The organism is Campylobacter sp. IFREMER_LSEM_CL1890, from assembly GCF_025772045.1.
GTDB lineage: Bacteria > Campylobacterota > Campylobacteria > Campylobacterales > Campylobacteraceae > Campylobacter_D > Campylobacter_D lari_D.
The window spans coordinates 1-19,060 of the sequence record NZ_JAKMRK010000013.1 but is presented as its reverse complement, the minus strand read 5'-3'; the positions used below and the strand labels follow the sequence as shown (position 1 = coordinate 19,060).

Genomic DNA, 19,060 nt, shown 5'->3' with positions numbered 1-19,060 from the left:
AATCCCTAATTAGGGATTTTTATTGATATATATTTTCTAATTCCGGGAAATATAATTTTAAATCTTGTTCTATTTTGTATTTTTCTTCTAGTAAAATTTTTTGATTTTTTTCTTTAAAATTTGCATTTGAGTAAAATATATGATATGAAATACTAATTGCAGCTATAATTTTTTCATCGTATTCAATTCCTATGGCCATGCACTCAATTTCTGGGTTCATTTCCCCACTTTCTAATGCTATTTTATTTTCTTTGATAGAAGACAATTCTTCGTAAAGCTCTTTTAGATTATTTAATGTATTTGACGTTATTTTCTCAAAAGGATTTGGATAAATTTTTTCAAGCTCTTTATAGGTTTTCTTTTCTAGTAATGCTTTTCCTAAAGATGTAGCGTAAGCTGGATATGAAGCACCGACAAAAGACTTGATTTGTATTTGATTATCCGAATCAAGTTTTTCTAAATAAAATACATTTCCTTCTTTTAATATTCCCATTTGGCATGTTTGTCCTGTTAAGTTTCTGATGTTTTTCATATGTTTTTTAATTAATTCTAATGCGCTATTTTTTATTGAAATGCAACGGCTAATTTCTAAAATTTTATAATCTAATGTGTAAAATTTATTTTTATCACATTTAATGTAATTTTTAGCTTGTAAAGTTTGAAGTATAGGAGAAAGTGTCCCTGGAGGGATATTTAAATCTTTTGCAATAGAGCTTAGTGTATTTTTTTGATTATTATTGCCCAATAATTCTAAAATTTTTAAAACCCTTAATGTTGGTTGATGTGTCATTTTGCTCCTTTTTCAATAGATAAATTCTATCATATTTTTTACTTTTAGTAACATTTTTAATGATATAAAAAATATTTTCTATTAGCAGTTTTTGCTTTAGATGGTTGATTATAACTACTTTTATAAGACTTTTGTATTGTTTTTTTATCATTTTGATGTTTTTAAAAATTTCTATTTTTAGCTATATTTTTTGTATATAAAAATATTTTTGTATATACAAAAAATGAAAGGAAAAAATATGGGAATATTAAAGGGAACTTTACCAGCCTTATTAACTCCATATGATATGAGTGGAAATATTAATGAAAACGAATTTATTAAATACTGCGAATTTGGTATCTCAAAAGGTTTAAATGGATTATTTTGTAATGGTAGTGCAGGAGATTCTCAAGCTTTAGGTATAGAAGAGCAAGTCAAAATAATGAAACTTACAAAAGAAGCTGCAAAAAATAATCTCCCTGTTATTACAGGTATTGCATCAACAGTTTATCAAAATACTTTTACTTTGGCACAAAAAGCATATGAATTAGGGCTTGATGCTTTATTACTTGCTATGCCTTATTATTATAAATTAAGTGAAGATGCACTTTTTGAATATATTAAAGATTTATCTTCTAAAGTGAAGCTTCCTTTGTATATTTATAACATCCCTCTTTTTGCACCAGCACTAAGTTTGAAATTTATAGAAAGAGTTTCAAAGCTTGATAATGTTGTGGGTATAAAAGATAGCAGTGGAGATGCTTTACTTTTAAATCATATATTAGATGTAGTGCCTGGTGATTTTGATGTTTTTGTAGGAAGAGAAGAATTTTATGCAGGAGCACTACTGATAGGGGCAAATGGTTCTATGACTAGTATAGGTGGTGTTTTTCCAGAACTTATGAGTGAAATTTATAAATCAATCAATGAAAAAAATATAGATAGAGCTTTGCTGATTCAAAAAAGTTTATTAAAAGCTATAAGATTTGGTATGAGTATGGCTTTTCCTATGGGATTTGCTTTGCTTTTAAAAGCTAGAGGATTTGAATTTGCAAATACAAGCATCCATCCTTTATCACATGCTACAAAAGAAGAATTAAATACTCGTTTTAATGAAGCTAAAAAACTTGTTAAAACTATAGAAAAAGAAACGGGTATAAAATTATGAAAGCCTATATTATAGTCAATGAAAAAGATAATGTCGCTACTGCTTTGCGTGATTTTAAAAAAGGTGAAATCGTGGAAAATATAGAACTTTTAGATGATATTGCAAGTGGACATAAATTTGCACTAAAAGATATAAAAAAAGATGAAGTTGTCATCAAATATGCAGAAGCTATAGCTAGTGCAAGTTGTGATATTAATAAAGGTGAATGGGTGCATATTCACAATAGTGCAGGTATTAGAGGTCGTGGGGATAAGGAATAAATATGAAAAAGATAATGGGTTATAGAAGAGAAGATGGAAAATTTGGCTTGAGAAATAAAGTCATTATTATACCAAGCGTGCATTGTGCTAATAAGGTGTGCGAAAATATAGCCAGAAAATGCAATGGGGCAGTATATATCAATCATCAACATGGCTGTTCTCAACTCGAATTTGATGCTTTGCAAACTAGAGATGTTTTAATAGGCCATGGGAGTAATGCTAATGTTTTTGGTGTTTTAATTGTAGGACTTGGTTGTGAGGTAATACAAGCGAAAATAGTAGCTGAAAAAATAAAAGAAGCGACACCTTATAAGATGGTTGAATATTTAGTAATACAAGAGTGCGGTGGTAGTAAAAATACCATAGAAAAGGGTGTCAAAATAGTAAATCAAATGCTTGAAAATGCTGCAAAATTGGAAAAAATAGATGGGGACTTTAGTGATTTGATTTTAGGCACAGAATGTGGTGGTAGCGATAGTTATAGCGGTCTTAGTGCCAATCCTGCTTTAGGAAGTTTAAGTGATTTTGTAATTGATGAAGGTGGTGCAGTAATTTTAGCAGAAACTACAGAGCTTATAGGGTGTGAAGCTATACTTGCTAAGAGAGCAAAAAATGATGAAGTAGCTAAAAAGGTATATGATAAGATTTTAGGCTATGAGAATTTAGTTAAATCTTTTCATGCTGATATACGCGGAGCAAATCCTAGTCCGGGAAATATTGCAGGTGGGCTTAGCACTATAGAAGAAAAGTCTTTAGGTTGTGTTTATAAAGCAGGTACTAGAACTTTAATGGATGTGATTGATTATGCTAAACCTGTAATTTCCAAAGGACTTACTTTTATGAATACGCCAGGTAATGATATAGAACAACTTAGCGCTATGGTGGCAGGTGGAGCAAATATTTGTGTTTTTACTACAGGTCGTGGTACTCCTACAGGTTCAGCTATTGTGCCTACTATTAAAATGAGTTCTAATACTTTTTGTTATGAAAATATGAATGATGCTATTGATATTAATGCAGGAAGTATTATAGATGGGATTAAGACAAAAGAAGAAGTGCGTGATGAGCTTATAGATTTGATCATAAGAATTTCAAATGGAGAATTGGTAAAGGCAGAGTTAAATGAACAAAATGATTTTTCAGTTTGGAGACTTGCTACAACTTGCTAAATTAATAAAAAAGGATATATTATGGATTTAAAAATTAAAAACAAAATTTGTATCATCACAGGTGGTGCTAAAGGGATTGGTTATGGTATTGCTAAATTATGGGCTTTAGAAGGTGGGATTCCAATTATTTTTTCAAGAAGTGAAATTTCTAAAGAAAAAGATGATGAGCTAAAAGACATTTGCGGAAATTATGGATTTTATCAAATAGATTTAAAAAATACAGAACAAATTTCAACACTTGTTAAAAGTGTTGTTAATATATATGGTGGAATTTATGCTTTGGTTAATAATGCTGGAGCAAATGATAATTTACATATAGAAGATGCTACAACTGAAGAATTAATTAAATCTTATGAAAATAATCTTTTTCATTATTATACTATGACTAAAGAATGCTTACCATATATTAAAAAGCAACAAGGAAGTATATTAAATATCACAAGTAAAACCGGCTTAACAGGACAAGGTAGAACTTCAGCTTATGCTTCAGCAAAAGCTGCTCAAATAGGTTTTACAAGAGAATGGGCTTGCGCTTTTGCAAAAGATAATATTAGAGTTAATGCTATAGCACCGGCTGAAGTTATGACTCCTCTTTATGAAAAATGGTTGTCAAATTTTCCAAATCCAAAAGCTCAATATGAAAAAATAGCAAAATGCATACCATTGGGTCATCGTTTTACAACTATAGAAGAAATAGCAAACACAGCAGTTTTTACACTAAGTCCTCTTGCTTCACACACAACAGGACAAATTTTAACTCCTGATGGTGGATATATCCATTTAGATAGAGCTCTAAATTGGGATGAAATTTAATAACAAGGAGGATATATGTTAAATAACTCTAAAAATATAAAAATAGCAATTATTTTAGTAACTTCTCTTTTCTTTTTATGGGGAGTTAGTTATGGGCTGATTGATGTGATGAATAAGAATTTTCAAAATCATTTACATATCACTCAACATGAAAGTGGATTTTTGCAACTCGCTTATTTTGGTGCTTATTTTATCATAGCATTACCTGCTGGATATATAGCAAATAAATACTCTTATAAAATTGGTATTATTTTTGGGTTAATCTTGTATGCAATAGGTTGTTTATTGATTATTCCAGCTACAAATTTAGCTAATTTTTACTTATTTTTATTTGCTTTTTTTATTTTAGCTTGCGGTATTGGTTCTTTGGAAACTAGTGCTAATCCTTATATGGTAAAACTTGGTGATGAGAAAAATGCTAGTTTTAGAATTAATGCTGCGCAAAGTTTTAATGGTTTGGGTCAATTTTTAGGACCTATCATAGGCGGAGCTTTGTTTTTATCTATTACAAAACAAGAAGAAGGTGCAAGTAAAGAACAAATAGAAGCTGCATTACTTGCTAATATGGGTAATGTCCAGCTAGTGTATGTTGGTATTGCGGCAATTGTTATTTTGATCTTGATTGCTTTTGCATTGAATAAAATTCCGGAAGGATCGGCAGTAAGTAGTGATTATGAACAAAAAGATACCTCAAAACCTATTGGAGTTTTTAAGCATAAACATTTTAATTTTGGATTGCTAGCACAATTTTTGTATATAGCAAATCAAGTTAGCGCGGGAGCTTTTTTTATAAATTATCTTAGTGAGCATAATGAAAATCTAAAAGATGAACAAGGGGCTTATTATTTTTCGATAGCTTTAATTGCTTTTATGTTAGGTCGTATTCTTTCTACGCCTTTGATGAAGAAAATTAAAGGTGAGACTATTTTAGGATGGTATTCTTTTATTAATGTGATTTTATGTGTATGCTTGTATTTTGCTAGCGGATTTATTAGTATAGTTATTTTAATTGCATTATTTTTCTTTATGTCCATTTCTTTTCCTACTATTTTTGCAGTTGCAACAAAAAATCTTCCTTTTAATCAAGTGAAATTAGGTGGTTCTTTACTTGTTATGAGTATAGTTGGTGGTGCTATTATGCCTATTATCATGGGTTTAATTAATGATTATTTTGGAACAAGCATGGGATATTTGGCTATGGCCCCATTATTTTTATATGTATCATGGTATGGTTTTTTTGGTTCTAAAATAAAGGCTTAAAAATGCAAAAAATTTTTGATTCTCATTTGCATCTTTGGGATTTAAGTAAAATGCCTATTTCGTGGATAAAAGGCAATAATAGATTGGAACAAAATTATGATTTTTTAAGGGCAAAAAATGAGTATAAAGAATTTGATTTTTTAGGTGCGATGTATGTTGAAACAAATAGTGATGATTTGGAAAAAGAAGCTTTATTTGCATTAAAGCAAAAACAAGAACATGGTATTTTTATTTGTTTAGCTGATTTAAAGTACAAAGAACACTTATGTGCTTTTAGAGAGGTAATGCATACTAGTAAAAAGGGTGCTAAGAGACTATTTGAAGCAGATTTTAAAGAAAAATTAGAACTTCTAAATGTTTTTAATATACCTTTTGAAGCTTGCATGAAAAATGAAGAACTTTGGATATTGGAAAAGTTTTTATTTGATAATCCTAATTTAAAAGTAGTTTTAAATCATATGGGCAGTCCTAAAATTAACTATTTTGATGAATATAAAAAAATATTACATAAATTAAAAGATTTCCCAAATTTATGGATAAAAATTTCCGTACCAGATGATTTTACGATAAAAATTCATAGAGATTTTATATCTCAATGTTTTTCATTTTTAAAGAATGTTTTTAGTGAAGATAAATTTATATTTGGTAGTAATTATCCTGTGGCAAAAATAGCTCCAGCTAAATGGGCTAAATTTATCATAGAAGGAAATATTTTTAAAGATTTGGACAAGATATTTTATAAAAATGCTTTATCAATTTATAAGGAGGATAGGTGCAAAGATATGGTCAAATTATAAAAATTAAAAAGGAAAAAATACAAGAGTATAAAGATCTTCATGCAAAGCCTTATAAAGGTGTTTGTGAGATGATTAAAGAATGTAATATACAAAATTATTCTATTTATTTATTTGGAGAATATTTGTTTGCATATTTTGAATATACAGGTGTTGATTTTGATGCAGATATGGCTAAGATGGCAAAAGATAAAAATACACAACAATGGTGGAAAGTTACAGATCCCTGCCAAATATCTTTAGCTCATGCAGGACAAAAGTGGCTAAATATGGAAGAAGTATTTCATTTAGATTAAAAAAGGAGAAAAAATGACAACTTATTTAAATTATATTGATGGCGAATTTATCCCACACAATGGCGAATTTATAGAAGTTTTAAATCCCGCTACCAAAGAAGTAATATCAAGAGTAGCAAGTGCTTCTTTAGAAGATACACAAAGAGCAATTGAAGCAGCTAAAAAGGCACAAAAAAATTGGGAAGCTAAACCAGCGATTGAAAGAGCAAATCATTTAAGAGAAATAGCTAGTTTAATACGCAAAAATGCTAATTTTTTAACAGAAATTTTAATGCAAGAGCAAGGAAAAACTAGAGCTTTAGCTAGTGTAGAGATTAATTTTACGGCAGATTATATGGATTATACCGCTGAATGGGCTAGAAGGTATGAAGGCGAAATTATACAAAGTGATAGAGCTAATGAGCATATATATTTATATAAAAGTGCCATTGGTGTAATTGGTGGAATTTTACCTTGGAATTTTCCATTTTTTCTAATCGCAAGAAAGATGGCGCCTGCTTTACTAACAGGCAACACCATTGTTATAAAACCAAGCAGTGAAACTCCAAATAATGCTTTTGAATTTGCAAAGCTTGTCTCGCAAAGTTCTTTACCAAAAGGTGTATTTAATTTAGTTGCAGGTAAGGGTAGTGTGGTAGGACATGAATTATCAAGTAATGAAAACATAGGTATGGTAAGTCTTACAGGGAGTGTTGAAGCAGGAACTAGAGTGATGGAAGCTGCAGCTAAAAATATCATTAAGGTTTCTCTAGAACTTGGCGGAAAGGCACCGGCTATAGTGTGTAAAGATGCAGATATTGATTTAGCGGTAGAAGCGATTAAGGCAAGTAGAATTTGCAATAACGGACAAGTTTGCAATTGTGCCGAAAGAGCTTATGTGCATACAAGTGTTTATGATGAATTTGTAGATAAATTTGTAAAAGCCATGAGTAAAGTAAGTGTTGGAAACACTTTGAAAGGCGATTTTGATATGGGTCCGCTTGTCAATCAAGCAGGGGTTGATAATGCTTTAGCAATGCTTGAGAGAGCTACGAATAAAGGAGCAGTTGTAGAATGCGGTGGAAAAATCACCGATACAAGCGGATATTATTTTCCTGCAAGCGTTCTTACAAATGTTAAGCATGAAGATGAGATCATGCAAAAAGAAATTTTTGCTCCGATTTTACCAATTACTAAATTTGATACACTTGATGAGGCAATTGATATGGCAAATGATTGTGAATATGGACTGACAAGTTCTATTTATACACAAAATTTAGATATAGCAATGAGAGCTAGTAGAGAAATAAAATTTGGTGAAACTTATATTAACCGTGAAAATTTTGAAGCAATGCAAGGATTTCATGCAGGTTTTAGAAAAAGTGGCATAGGTGGAGCTGATGGAAAACATGGTCTTGAAGAGTATTTAGCTACCCATGTGGTTTATTTACAATACAATACCAACAAACAATGATTTCAATCCTATCTATTTTTTAGATAGGATTTGCTATAATCTTTAAATTTAAAGGATAATAATTTGAAGATTATAGATTTAAAAACTTACTCAAGAAAAGAGCATTTTGAATTTTATACTAAATTTCTCTGCTATTTTGAATTAAATTTTGAATTAGATATTAGTAAATTTTATTCTTTTGTTAAAAATCAAAATTATTCTTTTTATGGTAGTTTTATCTATTTTTTTTAAGTAAAAATGTTAATTTAATACCTAAATTTAAATTATACTTAGAGGATGATAAATTAATTTGTTTTGATATTATCCATCCAAGTTATACCGCTTTTTGTGAAAAATCAAAGACTTTTTGTGTTTTATGGACTGAATTTAATGAAGATTTTCAAAACTTTTTACATAATTTCGAGCAAGATAAACAATTCATTAAAGAAAACACTATGTTTGTAAAAGAGAATATTAAAAATTCTTTTAATATTTCAGCAATCCCTTGGATAAATTTTGAGAATTTCTCTTTACATTTACCTAAAAAAGAAAATTATTTTTTTCCTATTCTTACAAGTGGGAAAATTATCAAGGAAAAAATCAATGTTTTATTCCACTAAGTATTAATGTAAATCACGCAAGCACCGATGTTTATCATGTGAGTTTGTTTTTAGAAAATTTGCAAAAAGATTTAAATTGTTTTTAGTTTATATTTTTGTAAGTAAAATTTAGATATTATCCAAAGTTTATTACATTTTTTAAAGAAAGGAATTATTGTGCCTACCATAAATCAATTGGTTAGAAAAGAGCGCAAAAAAGTTTTAGAGAAATCTAAATCTCCAGCGCTTAAAAATTGTCCACAAAGAAGGGGAGTTTGCACTAGGGTTTATACAACAACCCCTAAAAAACCAAACTCAGCGTTAAGAAAAGTTGCCAAAGTAAGACTTACAAGTGGCTTTGAAGTTATTAGTTATATCGGTGGTGAAGGTCACAACCTACAAGAACACAGCATTGTTTTAGTGCGTGGTGGTAGGGTAAAAGACTTACCAGGTGTTAAGTATCACATTGTTCGCGGTGCCTTAGATACTGCAGGTGTTGCAAAAAGAACCGTTTCTCGTTCTAAATATGGTGCGAAACGCCCTAAAGCAGCAGCTAAGTAATAAAATTGCAGACAAATCCGTTAGATTTGATTTTGTTTGAGTAAAATTATAAATTTGAAGGAAAATTATGAGAAGAAGAAAAGCTCCGGTAAGAGAAGTCTTGCCAGATCCGATTTATGGAAACAAAGTAATCACAAAATTCATTAATTCTTTAATGTATGATGGTAAAAAAAGCACAGCTACGACTATTATGTATGGTGCTTTAGAAGCTATCGATAAAAAAGGTGGAGAAAAAAAAGGTATAGAAATTTTTAATGATGCTATTGAAAATATTAAGCCTTTATTAGAAGTTAAATCTCGTCGTGTTGGTGGTGCTACTTATCAAGTGCCAGTAGAAGTACGCCCAGCTAGACAACAAGCTTTAGCTATAAGATGGATTATTTCTTTTGCTAGAAAAAGAAGCGAAAGAACTATGATAGAAAAATTAGCAGCAGAATTATTAGATGCAGCTAATAGCAAAGGTGCTTCATTCAAGAAGAAAGAAGATACTTATAAAATGGCAGAAGCTAATAAAGCATTTGCTCATTATCGCTGGTAAGAGGAGTAAAATATGTCAAGAAGTACTCCTTTAAAAAGAGTTAGAAATATAGGTATCGCAGCTCATATTGATGCAGGTAAAACAACTACTAGTGAGAGAATTCTTTTCTTTACAGGTATGAGCCATAAAATTGGTGAGGTGCATGATGGTGCAGCTACAATGGACTGGATGGAGCAAGAAAAAGAAAGAGGTATCACAATTACTTCTGCTGCTACAACTTGTTTTTGGAAAAACCATCAAATTAACCTTATAGACACTCCAGGCCACGTTGACTTTACAATCGAAGTTGAAAGATCAATGCGTGTTTTAGATGGTGCAGTTGCGGTGTTTTGTTCAGTAGGTGGAGTTCAACCACAATCAGAAACCGTATGGAGACAAGCTAATAAATACGGTGTTCCAAGAATTGTTTTTGTAAATAAAATGGACAGAATTGGTGCAAATTTCTTTAATGTTGAAGAACAAATCAAAAATCGTTTGAAAGGTAACCCAGTTCCACTTCAAATTCCAATCGGTGCTGAAGATAATTTCAAAGGTGTAATTGATCTTATTACCATGAAAGCTTTGGTATGGGAAGATGAAAATAAGCCAACTGATTATGTAGAAAAAGAAATTCCAGCTGAACTTAAAGAAAAGGCCGAAGAATATCGCACAAAAATGATAGAAGCGGTTTCTGAAACAAGTGATGAATTAATGGAAAAATACCTAGGTGGTGAAGAGCTTACTCAAGAAGAAATCAAAGCAGGCATTAAAGCAGGATGTTTAAGTCTTTCTATGGTTCCTATGCTTTGTGGTACAGCTTTTAAAAATAAAGGTGTTCAGCCATTACTTGATGCTGTTGTTGCTTATTTACCAGCTCCTGATGAAGTTGCTAATATTAAAGGTGAATATGAAGACGGTACGGAAGTTTCTGTAAAATCGACTGATGATGGTGAGTTTGCAGGCCTAGCATTTAAAATTATGACTGATCCTTTTGTTGGGCAATTAACTTTCGTTCGTGTGTATAGAGGAAGTTTAGAAAGCGGTTCTTATGCATACAACTCAACAAAAGATAAAAAAGAAAGAATCGGTCGTCTTTTGAAAATGCACTCTAATAAAAGAGAAGAAATTAAAACTTTATATGCAGGAGAAATCGGAGCGGTTGTTGGTCTTAAAGACACACTAACCGGTGATACTTTGGCAAGTGAAAAAGATAAGGTTATTTTAGAGAGAATGGATTTTCCAGATCCTGTTATTTCAGTTGCTGTTGAGCCTAAAACAAAAGCAGATCAAGAAAAAATGTCTATTGCTTTAAATAAATTAGCTCAAGAAGATCCAAGCTTTAGAGTTTCTACAGATGAAGAAAGTGGTCAAACTATCATTTCAGGTATGGGTGAGCTTCACTTAGAAATCATTGTTGATAGAATGCTTCGTGAGTTTAAAGTTGAAGCAGAAGTTGGTCAACCTCAAGTTGCTTACCGTGAAACTATTAGAAAAACAGTTGAGCAAGAATACAAATACGCTAAACAATCAGGTGGTCGTGGACAATATGGTCATGTATTCTTAAGACTTGAGCCACTTGAACCAGGTAGTGGATATGAATTTGTAAATGATATCAAAGGTGGGGTAATTCCAAAAGAGTATATTCCAGCGGTTGACAAAGGTGTTCAAGAGGCATTACAAAATGGTGTTTTAGCGGGATATCCTGTTGAAGATGTTAAAGTAATTGTTTATGATGGAAGTTACCACGAAGTGGATTCTTCTGAAATGGCATTTAAACTTGCAGCTTCTATGGGCTTTAAAGAAGGTGCTAGAAAAGCAGGTGCTGTAATCTTAGAACCTATGATGAAAGTTGAAGTTGAAACTCCAGAAGAATATATGGGTGATGTTATTGGTGATTTAAATAAACGCCGTGGTCAAGTAAATTCAATGGATGAAAGAGGTGGTAATAAAATTATTACGGCATTTTGTCCTTTGGCCGAGATGTTTGGTTACTCAACCGATCTTAGAAGTCAAACTCAAGGCCGTGCTACTTATTCTATGGAATTTGATCACTATGATGAAGTTCCAAAAAATGTTTCTGAAGAAATTATCAAAAAAAGAAATGGTTAATCTATCAAGATGGGCAAAAGCTCATCTTGAATTATTTATGTTCTTTTGAATTAATTAAATTAATTGTTCCTTCATTAATTTCATATGCTTTTCCAAAACCCTTAACATATCTTCCATTTTTCAGTATAATCTGAAATAAATGAAAATCTTGCATATTTTTAATGACTTGGATTATTTCTTTATTGTTTTCATTTTCATAAGTATTTAATACTTGTTCAAATAGCTGATTATCTCTTGTTATTTCTACACTCTCTACTCTAAATTTAAGCCTTTTTCTTGCAAAGATTGATATGCAATCTTTTTCATCTTCTATAAACATAATTTCTATGTTGTTATTATTGTAATTTACTCCTTCAAAGTGTTCGGCAATTTCACTAATATAAATATAAAAGTCATTTTTGTTTTTTATAATAGGAGTATATGAACATATGGTTTGATTGTTTAAATTTAAAGACGATATCATAATGCTTTTGCATTCTTGTATAAATTGATTAATTTCATCATGTAGTTGCATAAAAATTTTCCTTGTAAGTTAAAATGAATAAGATTTGAGGGTTATAGAAAAGTAAAAAGAAGAGTTTGCTACTCTTCTTCATCAGTATTTTTGCGTACAACTTTAATGCGTTCTATACTATTTCCATCCATCTTTTTGACTTCGTAGTAGCAAAATTCATCTTCTATTCTATCTCCAACCACCGGTAAGCGTCCTAAAAGATTGAAAACATATCCACCTATAGTGACTTGTTCTAATTCTTCATTAAAGCGTATATCAAGCATTTCTTCTACTTCGCTAATTTCATATCTTCCTTGAAATTCATAAATGTTTTCTGCAAGCTTTTTAAAATGTGGACTAGAATCATCATGCTCATCGTTAATATCACCAACAATTTCTTCCATAATATCTTCCATAGTTAAAAGACCAGCAGTTCCGCCATATTCATCTACTACTAATGCTGTATGTACTTGTTCTTTATTCATCATGAAAAGAACTTTAGATATGCTGATATTTTCTGGAACTAGGATCATTTTGATTAGAAAATCATCTAAATTTTTCTTATCTTTGCTAAGTTCATTTTGCATAATGTCTCTAATATGCACCATACCTAAAATGATATCTTTAGAACCATCTATGTATGGAAAGCGTGTATGTTTATACTGACAAACTATTTGCATATTTTCTTCATAGCTTTTTTGTTTATTAAGACAAATCATATCTTTTCTAGGTGTCATGATTTCTTTTGCTACTGTATCTGAAAAATCGACAGCATTGCGTATGATTTCAGTTTCAAATTCATCCAAAACTCCACCTTTTTGACTTTCACTCGCAATAAATTTAATCTCTTCTTCAGAGTGACTTAATTCGTGTTCTTTGGCAGGTTTTATACCTATAATTTTTAAAGAAACTGCAGCTAAAAAGTCAAATGTTTTAATGAAAGGTAAGAAAAGTAACCAAAACAAATGCAATGGTCTTGCAACCCATAAAACAGCTCTATCTGCAATGGCTATAGCAATGCTTTTTGGGACCAACTCGCCTAGCACAACATGCAATAATGTGATAATAGCAAAAGCAATAATAAATGCTATGGTATGGATTAATGCTGGAGCTAAACCTAAATTTGCTAGAGGAACTTCAAGAATTTTAGCAATAGCAGGTTCGCCTATCCAACCAAGAGCAAGAGAGCTTAGCGTAATACCAAGTTGGCAAGCACTTAAATAAGTATCTAGTTTTGAAGTGACTTCCAAAGCTTTTTTTGCATTGCGTTTTTTCTCTTTTACCATTTCTTCAAGTTTTGATCTACGCACTTTAACAATAGCAAATTCAGATAAAACAAAAAATCCATTTAAAAGCACTAAAGCTAATGCAACAAGAATCATAAAAGTAGAATAGCCTATATCAATAGAGGCAACAGTAGGTAGTGTTTGATTTAAGTCTAAAGATTGACTGGGGTCCAAAAAAACTCCTTTAATAAAATTTCGCAAAATTATATCAAATCAAAACTATAAAATTAGCTTAAAAATAATGATATATTTTAAATTAATTTAATGTTTTCTATATTCTATATTTTTTTCAAATTCATCTAAACGCTTGTAAATACTACGAAGCTGTGTGATAGTTGTCCAGTTGGTAATAAAAATGCTAAATGAAGATCTAACCTGGTCAAAAGCATTACCAACTTGTATGATAATTCCAAGTTGTATAAGTCCTAAAAATAAACTTGGAGCCATGATTAAAAAGGGTACTATAACCATGATTTGCTCAAATAAATAAAGCCATATATTAAAATACCCATAATGTAAAAATAATCTTTTATAATTGATTTTAAGCCCGGTAAATAAACTTAAAATACTTTCATCGCTTGCATAATTTTTTCTATCATCTTCAGCAAAAACAAGTTCTTTTCTAAAAGCAGCTTCGGCTTTTTGATTGTTATATTCTAGTCCAGGTAGTTTTATACCTACAAACCATGATATAACTAAACCTCCTAAAGAAACCAAAAATGCAATCCATACTAAAGAGCCATTAATATCTTTTAAGATAGGTAAATTAACATGTGCACTTAACATCCATAAAATTGGCACAAAAGCAACTAAAGTCATAATTGCTTTGACAAAAGCTAACCCTAAACTTTCTATGATTTTTGAAAAATTATAGATATCTTCTTGAATTCTTTGCGAACTACCTTCTATGTTATCATCTTTTTTTTGCCAAAATTTAATATAATCAAAAGTCATAGCCTCGCGCCATTTAAAAGCATATATGCTTCCAAAATATTGCGTGATAGTAGCGATTAATACATAAGGCAGTGCTAAATATAAAAATTGTTTAATAAAATGATAAAAATCATTTATGCTATGATTTTTTGCATCTTGTAAAACATCGTAAAATTCTTTATACCATTCATTTATTGCTACATTAATAGAGGTTTGTACTAATAAAGAAGACAATAAAAAAAACAGACCCAAGTAAGCCCATAAAGCCCATTTTTTAGAATAAAAAAAAGATTTAAACATTTTAAATTTCTTTCAGCATTTTTTCATAATGTTTTATTGTATGTTTTTTTGCTTTAAATATTATACTAAAAATCATAATAAAACAACTTGCGACTAAAAATCCAGGAATGATTTCATAAATTTCTATAAAATTTGAACCAAAATGCTTATAAAATACAACAGTTAAAGCCCCGCTAACCATTCCAGCTATTGCACCTTCTTTGCTCATATTTTTATAAAATAAAGAAAATAAAATAACGCTTCCAAAACTAGCTCCAAAACCTGCCCAAGCATAAGAGACTATGCTTAAAATTTGACTTTGAGTATCAAGTGAAAGTGTAAAAGCTACACACGCTACAATCAAAACACCTAAGCGTGACAACAAAGTAATATTTTTATCATTTGTTTTTCTTTTTAAGATTTGTGTATAAAAATCTTGCACCAAGCTAGAAGCGCATACTAGCAATTGAGAACTTGCAGTACTCATAATGGCTGCTAAAATTGCACTGAGTAAAATTCCCGCCACCCAAGGGTTAAAAAGCACTTGAGACATTACAATAAATATTCTTTCAGGATCATTTAAAGTAAGATCAAATTTAGCTATATAAGCAATACCTAAAAATCCTATCATAGCAGCACCAAATAAAGAAATTACCATCCAAGTTATGCCTATAAAAGTCGCAGTAGGAATTTCTTTTACATTTTTTATAGAAATAAAGCGAATTAAAATATGAGGTTGGCCAAAATATCCAAGCCCCCAAGCTAAGGTTGATGCTATCACTAGCCAACCACCACCATCTAAACCAAAAGCTTGAGGTTTTACATCATTTATAGTAGAAAAAGCTTCGCCAAAGCCACCAAGTTCAAAAATCATCACAAAAGGAATGATAATTAATGAACTCATCATTAAAAGTCCTTGTATCATATCAGTCCAGCATACGGCTTTATAGCCACCTAAAAAAGTATATAAAACAATAACTAAAAATCCAATACTCAATGCAAAAATATAAGGCAAATTAAATACACTTTCAAAAAGTTTAGCACCACTTACTAATCCAGCACTAATGTAAATAGTAAAAAATACTAAAATAACTACCGCACAAATACTTCTTAAAATATGTCTATCATCATGAAAGCGACTTTCAAAAAAATCAGGAATTGTAATACATTCTTTGGCTATTTGAGAAAAAATCTTTAATCTTTTAGCAACAAAGGTCCAGTTTAGAAACATACCAAAACTTAAACCTATGGCTATATAAATTTGTCCCAATCCAGCTGCGTATAAAGCACCGGGAAAAGCCATTAAAAGCCAACTACTCATATCAGAAGCACCTGCACTTAAGGCAGATATTATAGGTCCCATTGATGCATTTCCAACAAAATAATCTTTACTATTTTGATTTTTTTTGTAAAAATAAAAACCTATAAAAAGCATTAAAAATGCATAGGTAATAAAAGTAATAATAATAGGATAAGAAAATTCCACACTTTGTAAATTCATAAGTGTCCTTAAAAAATTTAAAAAATCATCATTTTACTTGTTTTATTTTAAAAAAACATTATAAAAATTATTTTTTATTTCAATGCTTTATAAAGTTTTTTTGTTACAATTTTCAAAAAAATTAAGGATAGTTAATGAAAAATCTTTTAATTATAGGTGCAGGTGGTGTAAGTCGCGTTGCAACTGTAAAATGTGCAATGAATAGTGATGTTTTTAGTAAAATAACTCTAGCAAGTAGAACTAAAAGTAAATGTGATGAAATAGCAGCTTTTATAAAAGAGCGTTTAGGTATAGAAATTCAAACTGAGCAAATAGATGCAGATGACACATCTGCTGTTGTAGAGCTTATTAAAAAAACAAGAGCTGAAATTTTATTAAATGTGGCTTTGCCTTATCAAGATCTTGCTTTAATGGATGCGTGTATTCAAACTAATATTCACTATGTAGATACTGCAAATTATGAACATCCTGATTTAGCTAAATTTGAATATAAAGAACAATGGTTAAGAAATGATAAGTTTAAACAAGCAGGAATTTTAGGACTTTTAGGAAGCGGTTTTGATCCAGGTGTTACTAATGTATTTTGTGCTTATGCGCAACAAAATTTATTTGATGAAATTCATTATATTGATATACTAGATTGTAATGCAGGTGATCATGGATATGCCTTTGCAACTAATTTTAACCCTGAGATAAATTTAAGAGAAGTATCTGCTAAGGGTCGTTATTGGGAAAATGGAAAATGGATAGAAACTGAACCTATGGAAATAAAAATGGAGTGGGATTATCCTGAAGTAGGAGTAAAGGATAGTTATTTGCTTTATCATGAAGAGCTTGAAAGTTTAGTAAAAAATATCAAAGGTCTAAAAAGAATAAGATTTTTTATGACTTTTGGACAAAGTTATTTAACTCATATGAAATGTCTTGAAAATGTTGGTATGCTAGGTATTAAACCTGTTATGCATCAAGGTAGAGAGATAATACCAATAGAATTTTTAAAAACTTTACTTCCTGATCCTGCTAGTTTGGGCCCTCGTACTAAAGGTTACACTAATATAGGTTGTGTAATCCGTGGTGTAAAGAATGGAAAAGATAAGCAAGTTTATATTTACAATGTTTGTAATCACGAAGAATGCTTTAAAGAAACTGGTGCACAAGCTGTAAGCTATACTACAGGTGTCCCTGCTATGATAGGTACGAAATTAATTGCTAAAGGAATTTGGCAAGGAAAAGGTGTGTTTAACATGGAAGAATTTGACGCCAAACCTTTCATGGATGAGTTAAATACTCAAGGACTTCCTTGGAAAATTATAGAAATGGAGCCAAATTTAGGAAAATAATCTCAAGTCTTTTTTGACTTGAGAAAGTTTTATAATGACGCAATTATTATTAAGTATAGATTGGACGCCTTTTTTAGTTTCCATAAAACTTTCTATTATTACTTGTATAATTTTGTTTTGTTTTTGCATACCTCTTGCTTGGGTTTTTACTTTTAAGCAATTTAGAGCAAAAAAAATTCTAGAAACTATAATGACCTTACCTTTAGTTTTACCACCGTCTGTTGTTGGTTTTTACCTGTTGATTTTATTTTCAAAATATTCTTTTTTTGGAGAATTTTTAGAAAAATATTTTAATATCACTTTAGCTTTTACTTTTGAAGGCTTGGTAATAGCAAGTTGCATTTACTCTTTACCTTTTATGTTTAATCCTTTATATAATGCAATGTCTTTAATTTCTAAAAATATTATAGAAGCAAGTTTTTCTTTGGGAAAAAATTCTTTCATCACACTTTTTAAAGTAATCTTACCAAGTATCAAACCAGCTATACTTAGTGCTTTAGTAATAAGTTTTGCACATACTATGGGCGAGTTTGGTATAGTATTAATGATAGGTGGTTCTTTAAGCGGAGAAACAAAAGTAGCTAGTATTGCTATATATGAAAGTATGGAAAATTTAGATTTTGCCACAGCTCATATTTATAGTCTCATACTTTTAATTTTTAGTTTTGTTGTTTTACTAAGTGTAAATTTGTTAAAAAATAAATAACAAAGACTTATTTTATTGTATAATCAATTTATATCTTAAATTTAAAGGAGAAATGATGGATAATTCACTATCAGGATATACTAAAAAATATGACAATGAAGGATATGGCTTACAATATCCAGATGGACATGTTATAAGATTTTATGAGAGAATCTTAAAATACAAATTAAATAAAACAAGTGGAAATTTACTTGATTTTGGTTGTGGAAATGGAGTTCATTCTAAGTATTTTCAAGATGTAACAGGGGGGGGGTATTAATGCTTATGGTATAGATATTGTTCCTAGCTTAAAAAATACTTGGAAAAAAGATCCTAGGATAAATGAAAATAATTTTCATGTTATTACACCAAATTCTAGTTTTAAAAATTTATTTGATGCAAAAATGGATTTTATTTTTGCAAATCAAAGTTTATATTATCTACCAAACAAAGACTTTCAAAAAACTATTGAAGAATTTTATGATTTATGTAATGATGGAGCAATAATTTTCGCGACAATGATTAGCTCTAAAGCTTATCAAGAATTTGTTGCAGGAGATGTTAAAGATAATGGTTTAGTGGAAGTAAAATCTAGTCCAAGATTAAATGGCGAATCTACTTATATAAATTTACAAATACGATTAAAGAATTAAAAGAAAAATTTAAACCTTTTAAACCATTATTTTGGGGAGATTATGAATTAATAAATTTATATAATTTTGAAGGAAGTATACAGCATTTTATTTATATAGGGGAAAAATAATTTTATATGATAAAGACTTTATCAAGTCTTTAT

21 protein-coding genes and 1 pseudogene are annotated in these 19,060 nt (G+C 30.1%); 17 read left to right on the top strand and 5 right to left on the bottom strand.

From position 1 onward, the window contains the following. Positions 1-19 precede the first annotated feature (19 nt). Positions 20-790, bottom strand: a complete 771-nt coding sequence (locus L8W57_RS06900) for an IclR family transcriptional regulator (RefSeq protein WP_133319932.1) — start codon at positions 788-790, stop codon at positions 20-22. Between the two features lie 238 nt (positions 791-1,028). On the opposite strand from L8W57_RS06900, the gene L8W57_RS06895 reads away from it, so the two are divergent. From L8W57_RS06895 to fusA, 13 genes and pseudogenes are all read left to right on the top strand, one after another. Further along, positions 1,029-1,937, top strand: coding sequence for a dihydrodipicolinate synthase family protein (locus L8W57_RS06895; protein WP_133319931.1), 909 nt, complete (start codon positions 1,029-1,031; stop codon positions 1,935-1,937). Continuing rightward, positions 1,934-2,197: a UxaA family hydrolase gene (locus tag L8W57_RS06890; protein WP_133319930.1), complete on the top strand. Its 264-nt coding sequence runs from the start codon at positions 1,934-1,936 to the stop codon at positions 2,195-2,197. The genes L8W57_RS06895 and L8W57_RS06890 overlap by 4 nt, the downstream gene beginning before the upstream one ends. Before the next feature lie 2 nt (positions 2,198-2,199). Then, positions 2,200-3,366 carry a UxaA family hydrolase gene (locus tag L8W57_RS06885; RefSeq protein ID WP_133319929.1) on the top strand — a complete coding sequence of 389 codons (1,167 nt, stop codon included), beginning with the start codon at positions 2,200-2,202 and terminating at the stop codon, positions 3,364-3,366. A 21-nt stretch (positions 3,367-3,387) separates the two neighbouring features. Continuing rightward, on the top strand, positions 3,388-4,179 hold the full coding sequence (locus tag L8W57_RS06880; protein ID WP_133319928.1) for an SDR family oxidoreductase: 792 nt from the start codon (positions 3,388-3,390) through the stop codon (positions 4,177-4,179). Positions 4,180-4,194: 15 nt separating this feature from the next. After that, complete coding sequence (gene fucP, locus L8W57_RS06875) at positions 4,195-5,439, top strand: L-fucose:H+ symporter permease (protein ID WP_133319927.1); 1,245 nt, start codon at positions 4,195-4,197, stop codon at positions 5,437-5,439. A gap of 2 nt (positions 5,440-5,441) precedes the next feature. Next, positions 5,442-6,236 (top strand): amidohydrolase family protein, encoded by a 795-nt coding sequence (locus L8W57_RS06870; protein WP_263660792.1) that lies wholly within the window; start codon positions 5,442-5,444, stop codon positions 6,234-6,236. Next, positions 6,212-6,529 carry an L-rhamnose mutarotase gene (locus tag L8W57_RS06865; RefSeq protein ID WP_133319925.1) on the top strand — a complete coding sequence of 106 codons (318 nt, stop codon included), beginning with the start codon at positions 6,212-6,214 and terminating at the stop codon, positions 6,527-6,529. The genes L8W57_RS06870 and L8W57_RS06865 overlap by 25 nt, the downstream gene beginning before the upstream one ends. Before the next feature lie 13 nt (positions 6,530-6,542). Further along, complete coding sequence (aldA, locus tag L8W57_RS06860; RefSeq protein WP_263660793.1) at positions 6,543-7,982, top strand: aldehyde dehydrogenase; 1,440 nt, start codon at positions 6,543-6,545, stop codon at positions 7,980-7,982. A 63-nt stretch (positions 7,983-8,045) separates the two neighbouring features. Then, complete coding sequence (locus L8W57_RS06855) at positions 8,046-8,213, top strand: CatA-like O-acetyltransferase (protein WP_263662260.1); 168 nt, start codon at positions 8,046-8,048, stop codon at positions 8,211-8,213. A 17-nt stretch (positions 8,214-8,230) separates the two neighbouring features. Further along, positions 8,231-8,667, top strand: a pseudogene (locus L8W57_RS07965) (CatA-like O-acetyltransferase). Positions 8,668-8,737: 70 nt separating this feature from the next. Then, positions 8,738-9,121: a 30S ribosomal protein S12 gene (rpsL, locus tag L8W57_RS06850; RefSeq protein ID WP_012661187.1), complete on the top strand. Its 384-nt coding sequence runs from the start codon at positions 8,738-8,740 to the stop codon at positions 9,119-9,121. A 67-nt stretch (positions 9,122-9,188) separates the two neighbouring features. Continuing rightward, positions 9,189-9,659, top strand: a complete 471-nt coding sequence (gene rpsG, locus L8W57_RS06845) for a 30S ribosomal protein S7 (RefSeq protein WP_012661188.1) — start codon at positions 9,189-9,191, stop codon at positions 9,657-9,659. A 12-nt stretch (positions 9,660-9,671) separates the two neighbouring features. Continuing rightward, complete coding sequence (gene fusA, locus L8W57_RS06840; RefSeq protein ID WP_066006856.1) at positions 9,672-11,747, top strand: elongation factor G; 2,076 nt, start codon at positions 9,672-9,674, stop codon at positions 11,745-11,747. A gap of 31 nt (positions 11,748-11,778) precedes the next feature. On the opposite strand, the gene L8W57_RS06835 is transcribed toward fusA, so the two are convergent. From L8W57_RS06835 to putP, 4 genes are all read right to left on the bottom strand, one after another. Beyond that, the gene (locus tag L8W57_RS06835; protein ID WP_263662259.1) at positions 11,779-12,261 is read right to left on the bottom strand and encodes a pyridoxamine 5'-phosphate oxidase family protein; all 483 of its coding nucleotides are present in this window, start codon (positions 12,259-12,261) and stop codon (positions 11,779-11,781) included. Positions 12,262-12,329: 68 nt separating this feature from the next. Next, positions 12,330-13,700 carry a hemolysin family protein gene (locus L8W57_RS06830; protein ID WP_133319921.1) on the bottom strand — a complete coding sequence of 457 codons (1,371 nt, stop codon included), beginning with the start codon at positions 13,698-13,700 and terminating at the stop codon, positions 12,330-12,332. A gap of 87 nt (positions 13,701-13,787) precedes the next feature. Further along, positions 13,788-14,759, bottom strand: coding sequence for a putative transporter (locus tag L8W57_RS06825; RefSeq protein WP_263662258.1), 972 nt, complete (start codon positions 14,757-14,759; stop codon positions 13,788-13,790). A 1-nt stretch (position 14,760) separates the two neighbouring features. Further along, the gene (gene putP, locus L8W57_RS06820) at positions 14,761-16,239 is read right to left on the bottom strand and encodes a sodium/proline symporter PutP (protein ID WP_263662257.1); all 1,479 of its coding nucleotides are present in this window, start codon (positions 16,237-16,239) and stop codon (positions 14,761-14,763) included. 134 nt (positions 16,240-16,373) lie between these two features. Between putP and L8W57_RS06815 the strand changes: the two genes are divergently transcribed. From L8W57_RS06815 to L8W57_RS06800, 4 genes are all read left to right on the top strand, one after another. Next, positions 16,374-17,579, top strand: coding sequence for a saccharopine dehydrogenase family protein (locus tag L8W57_RS06815; RefSeq protein ID WP_263662256.1), 1,206 nt, complete (start codon positions 16,374-16,376; stop codon positions 17,577-17,579). 34 nt (positions 17,580-17,613) lie between these two features. Further along, positions 17,614-18,285: a molybdate ABC transporter permease subunit gene (modB, locus tag L8W57_RS06810; RefSeq protein WP_263662255.1), complete on the top strand. Its 672-nt coding sequence runs from the start codon at positions 17,614-17,616 to the stop codon at positions 18,283-18,285. A gap of 55 nt (positions 18,286-18,340) precedes the next feature. Then, complete coding sequence (locus tag L8W57_RS06805; protein WP_240387661.1) at positions 18,341-18,544, top strand: class I SAM-dependent methyltransferase; 204 nt, start codon at positions 18,341-18,343, stop codon at positions 18,542-18,544. Between the two features lie 124 nt (positions 18,545-18,668). After that, a complete protein-coding gene (locus tag L8W57_RS06800) occupies positions 18,669-18,917 on the top strand; it encodes a class I SAM-dependent methyltransferase (protein ID WP_263662254.1) in 249 nt (82 codons plus the stop codon). Positions 18,918-19,060: the final 143 nt, after the last annotated feature.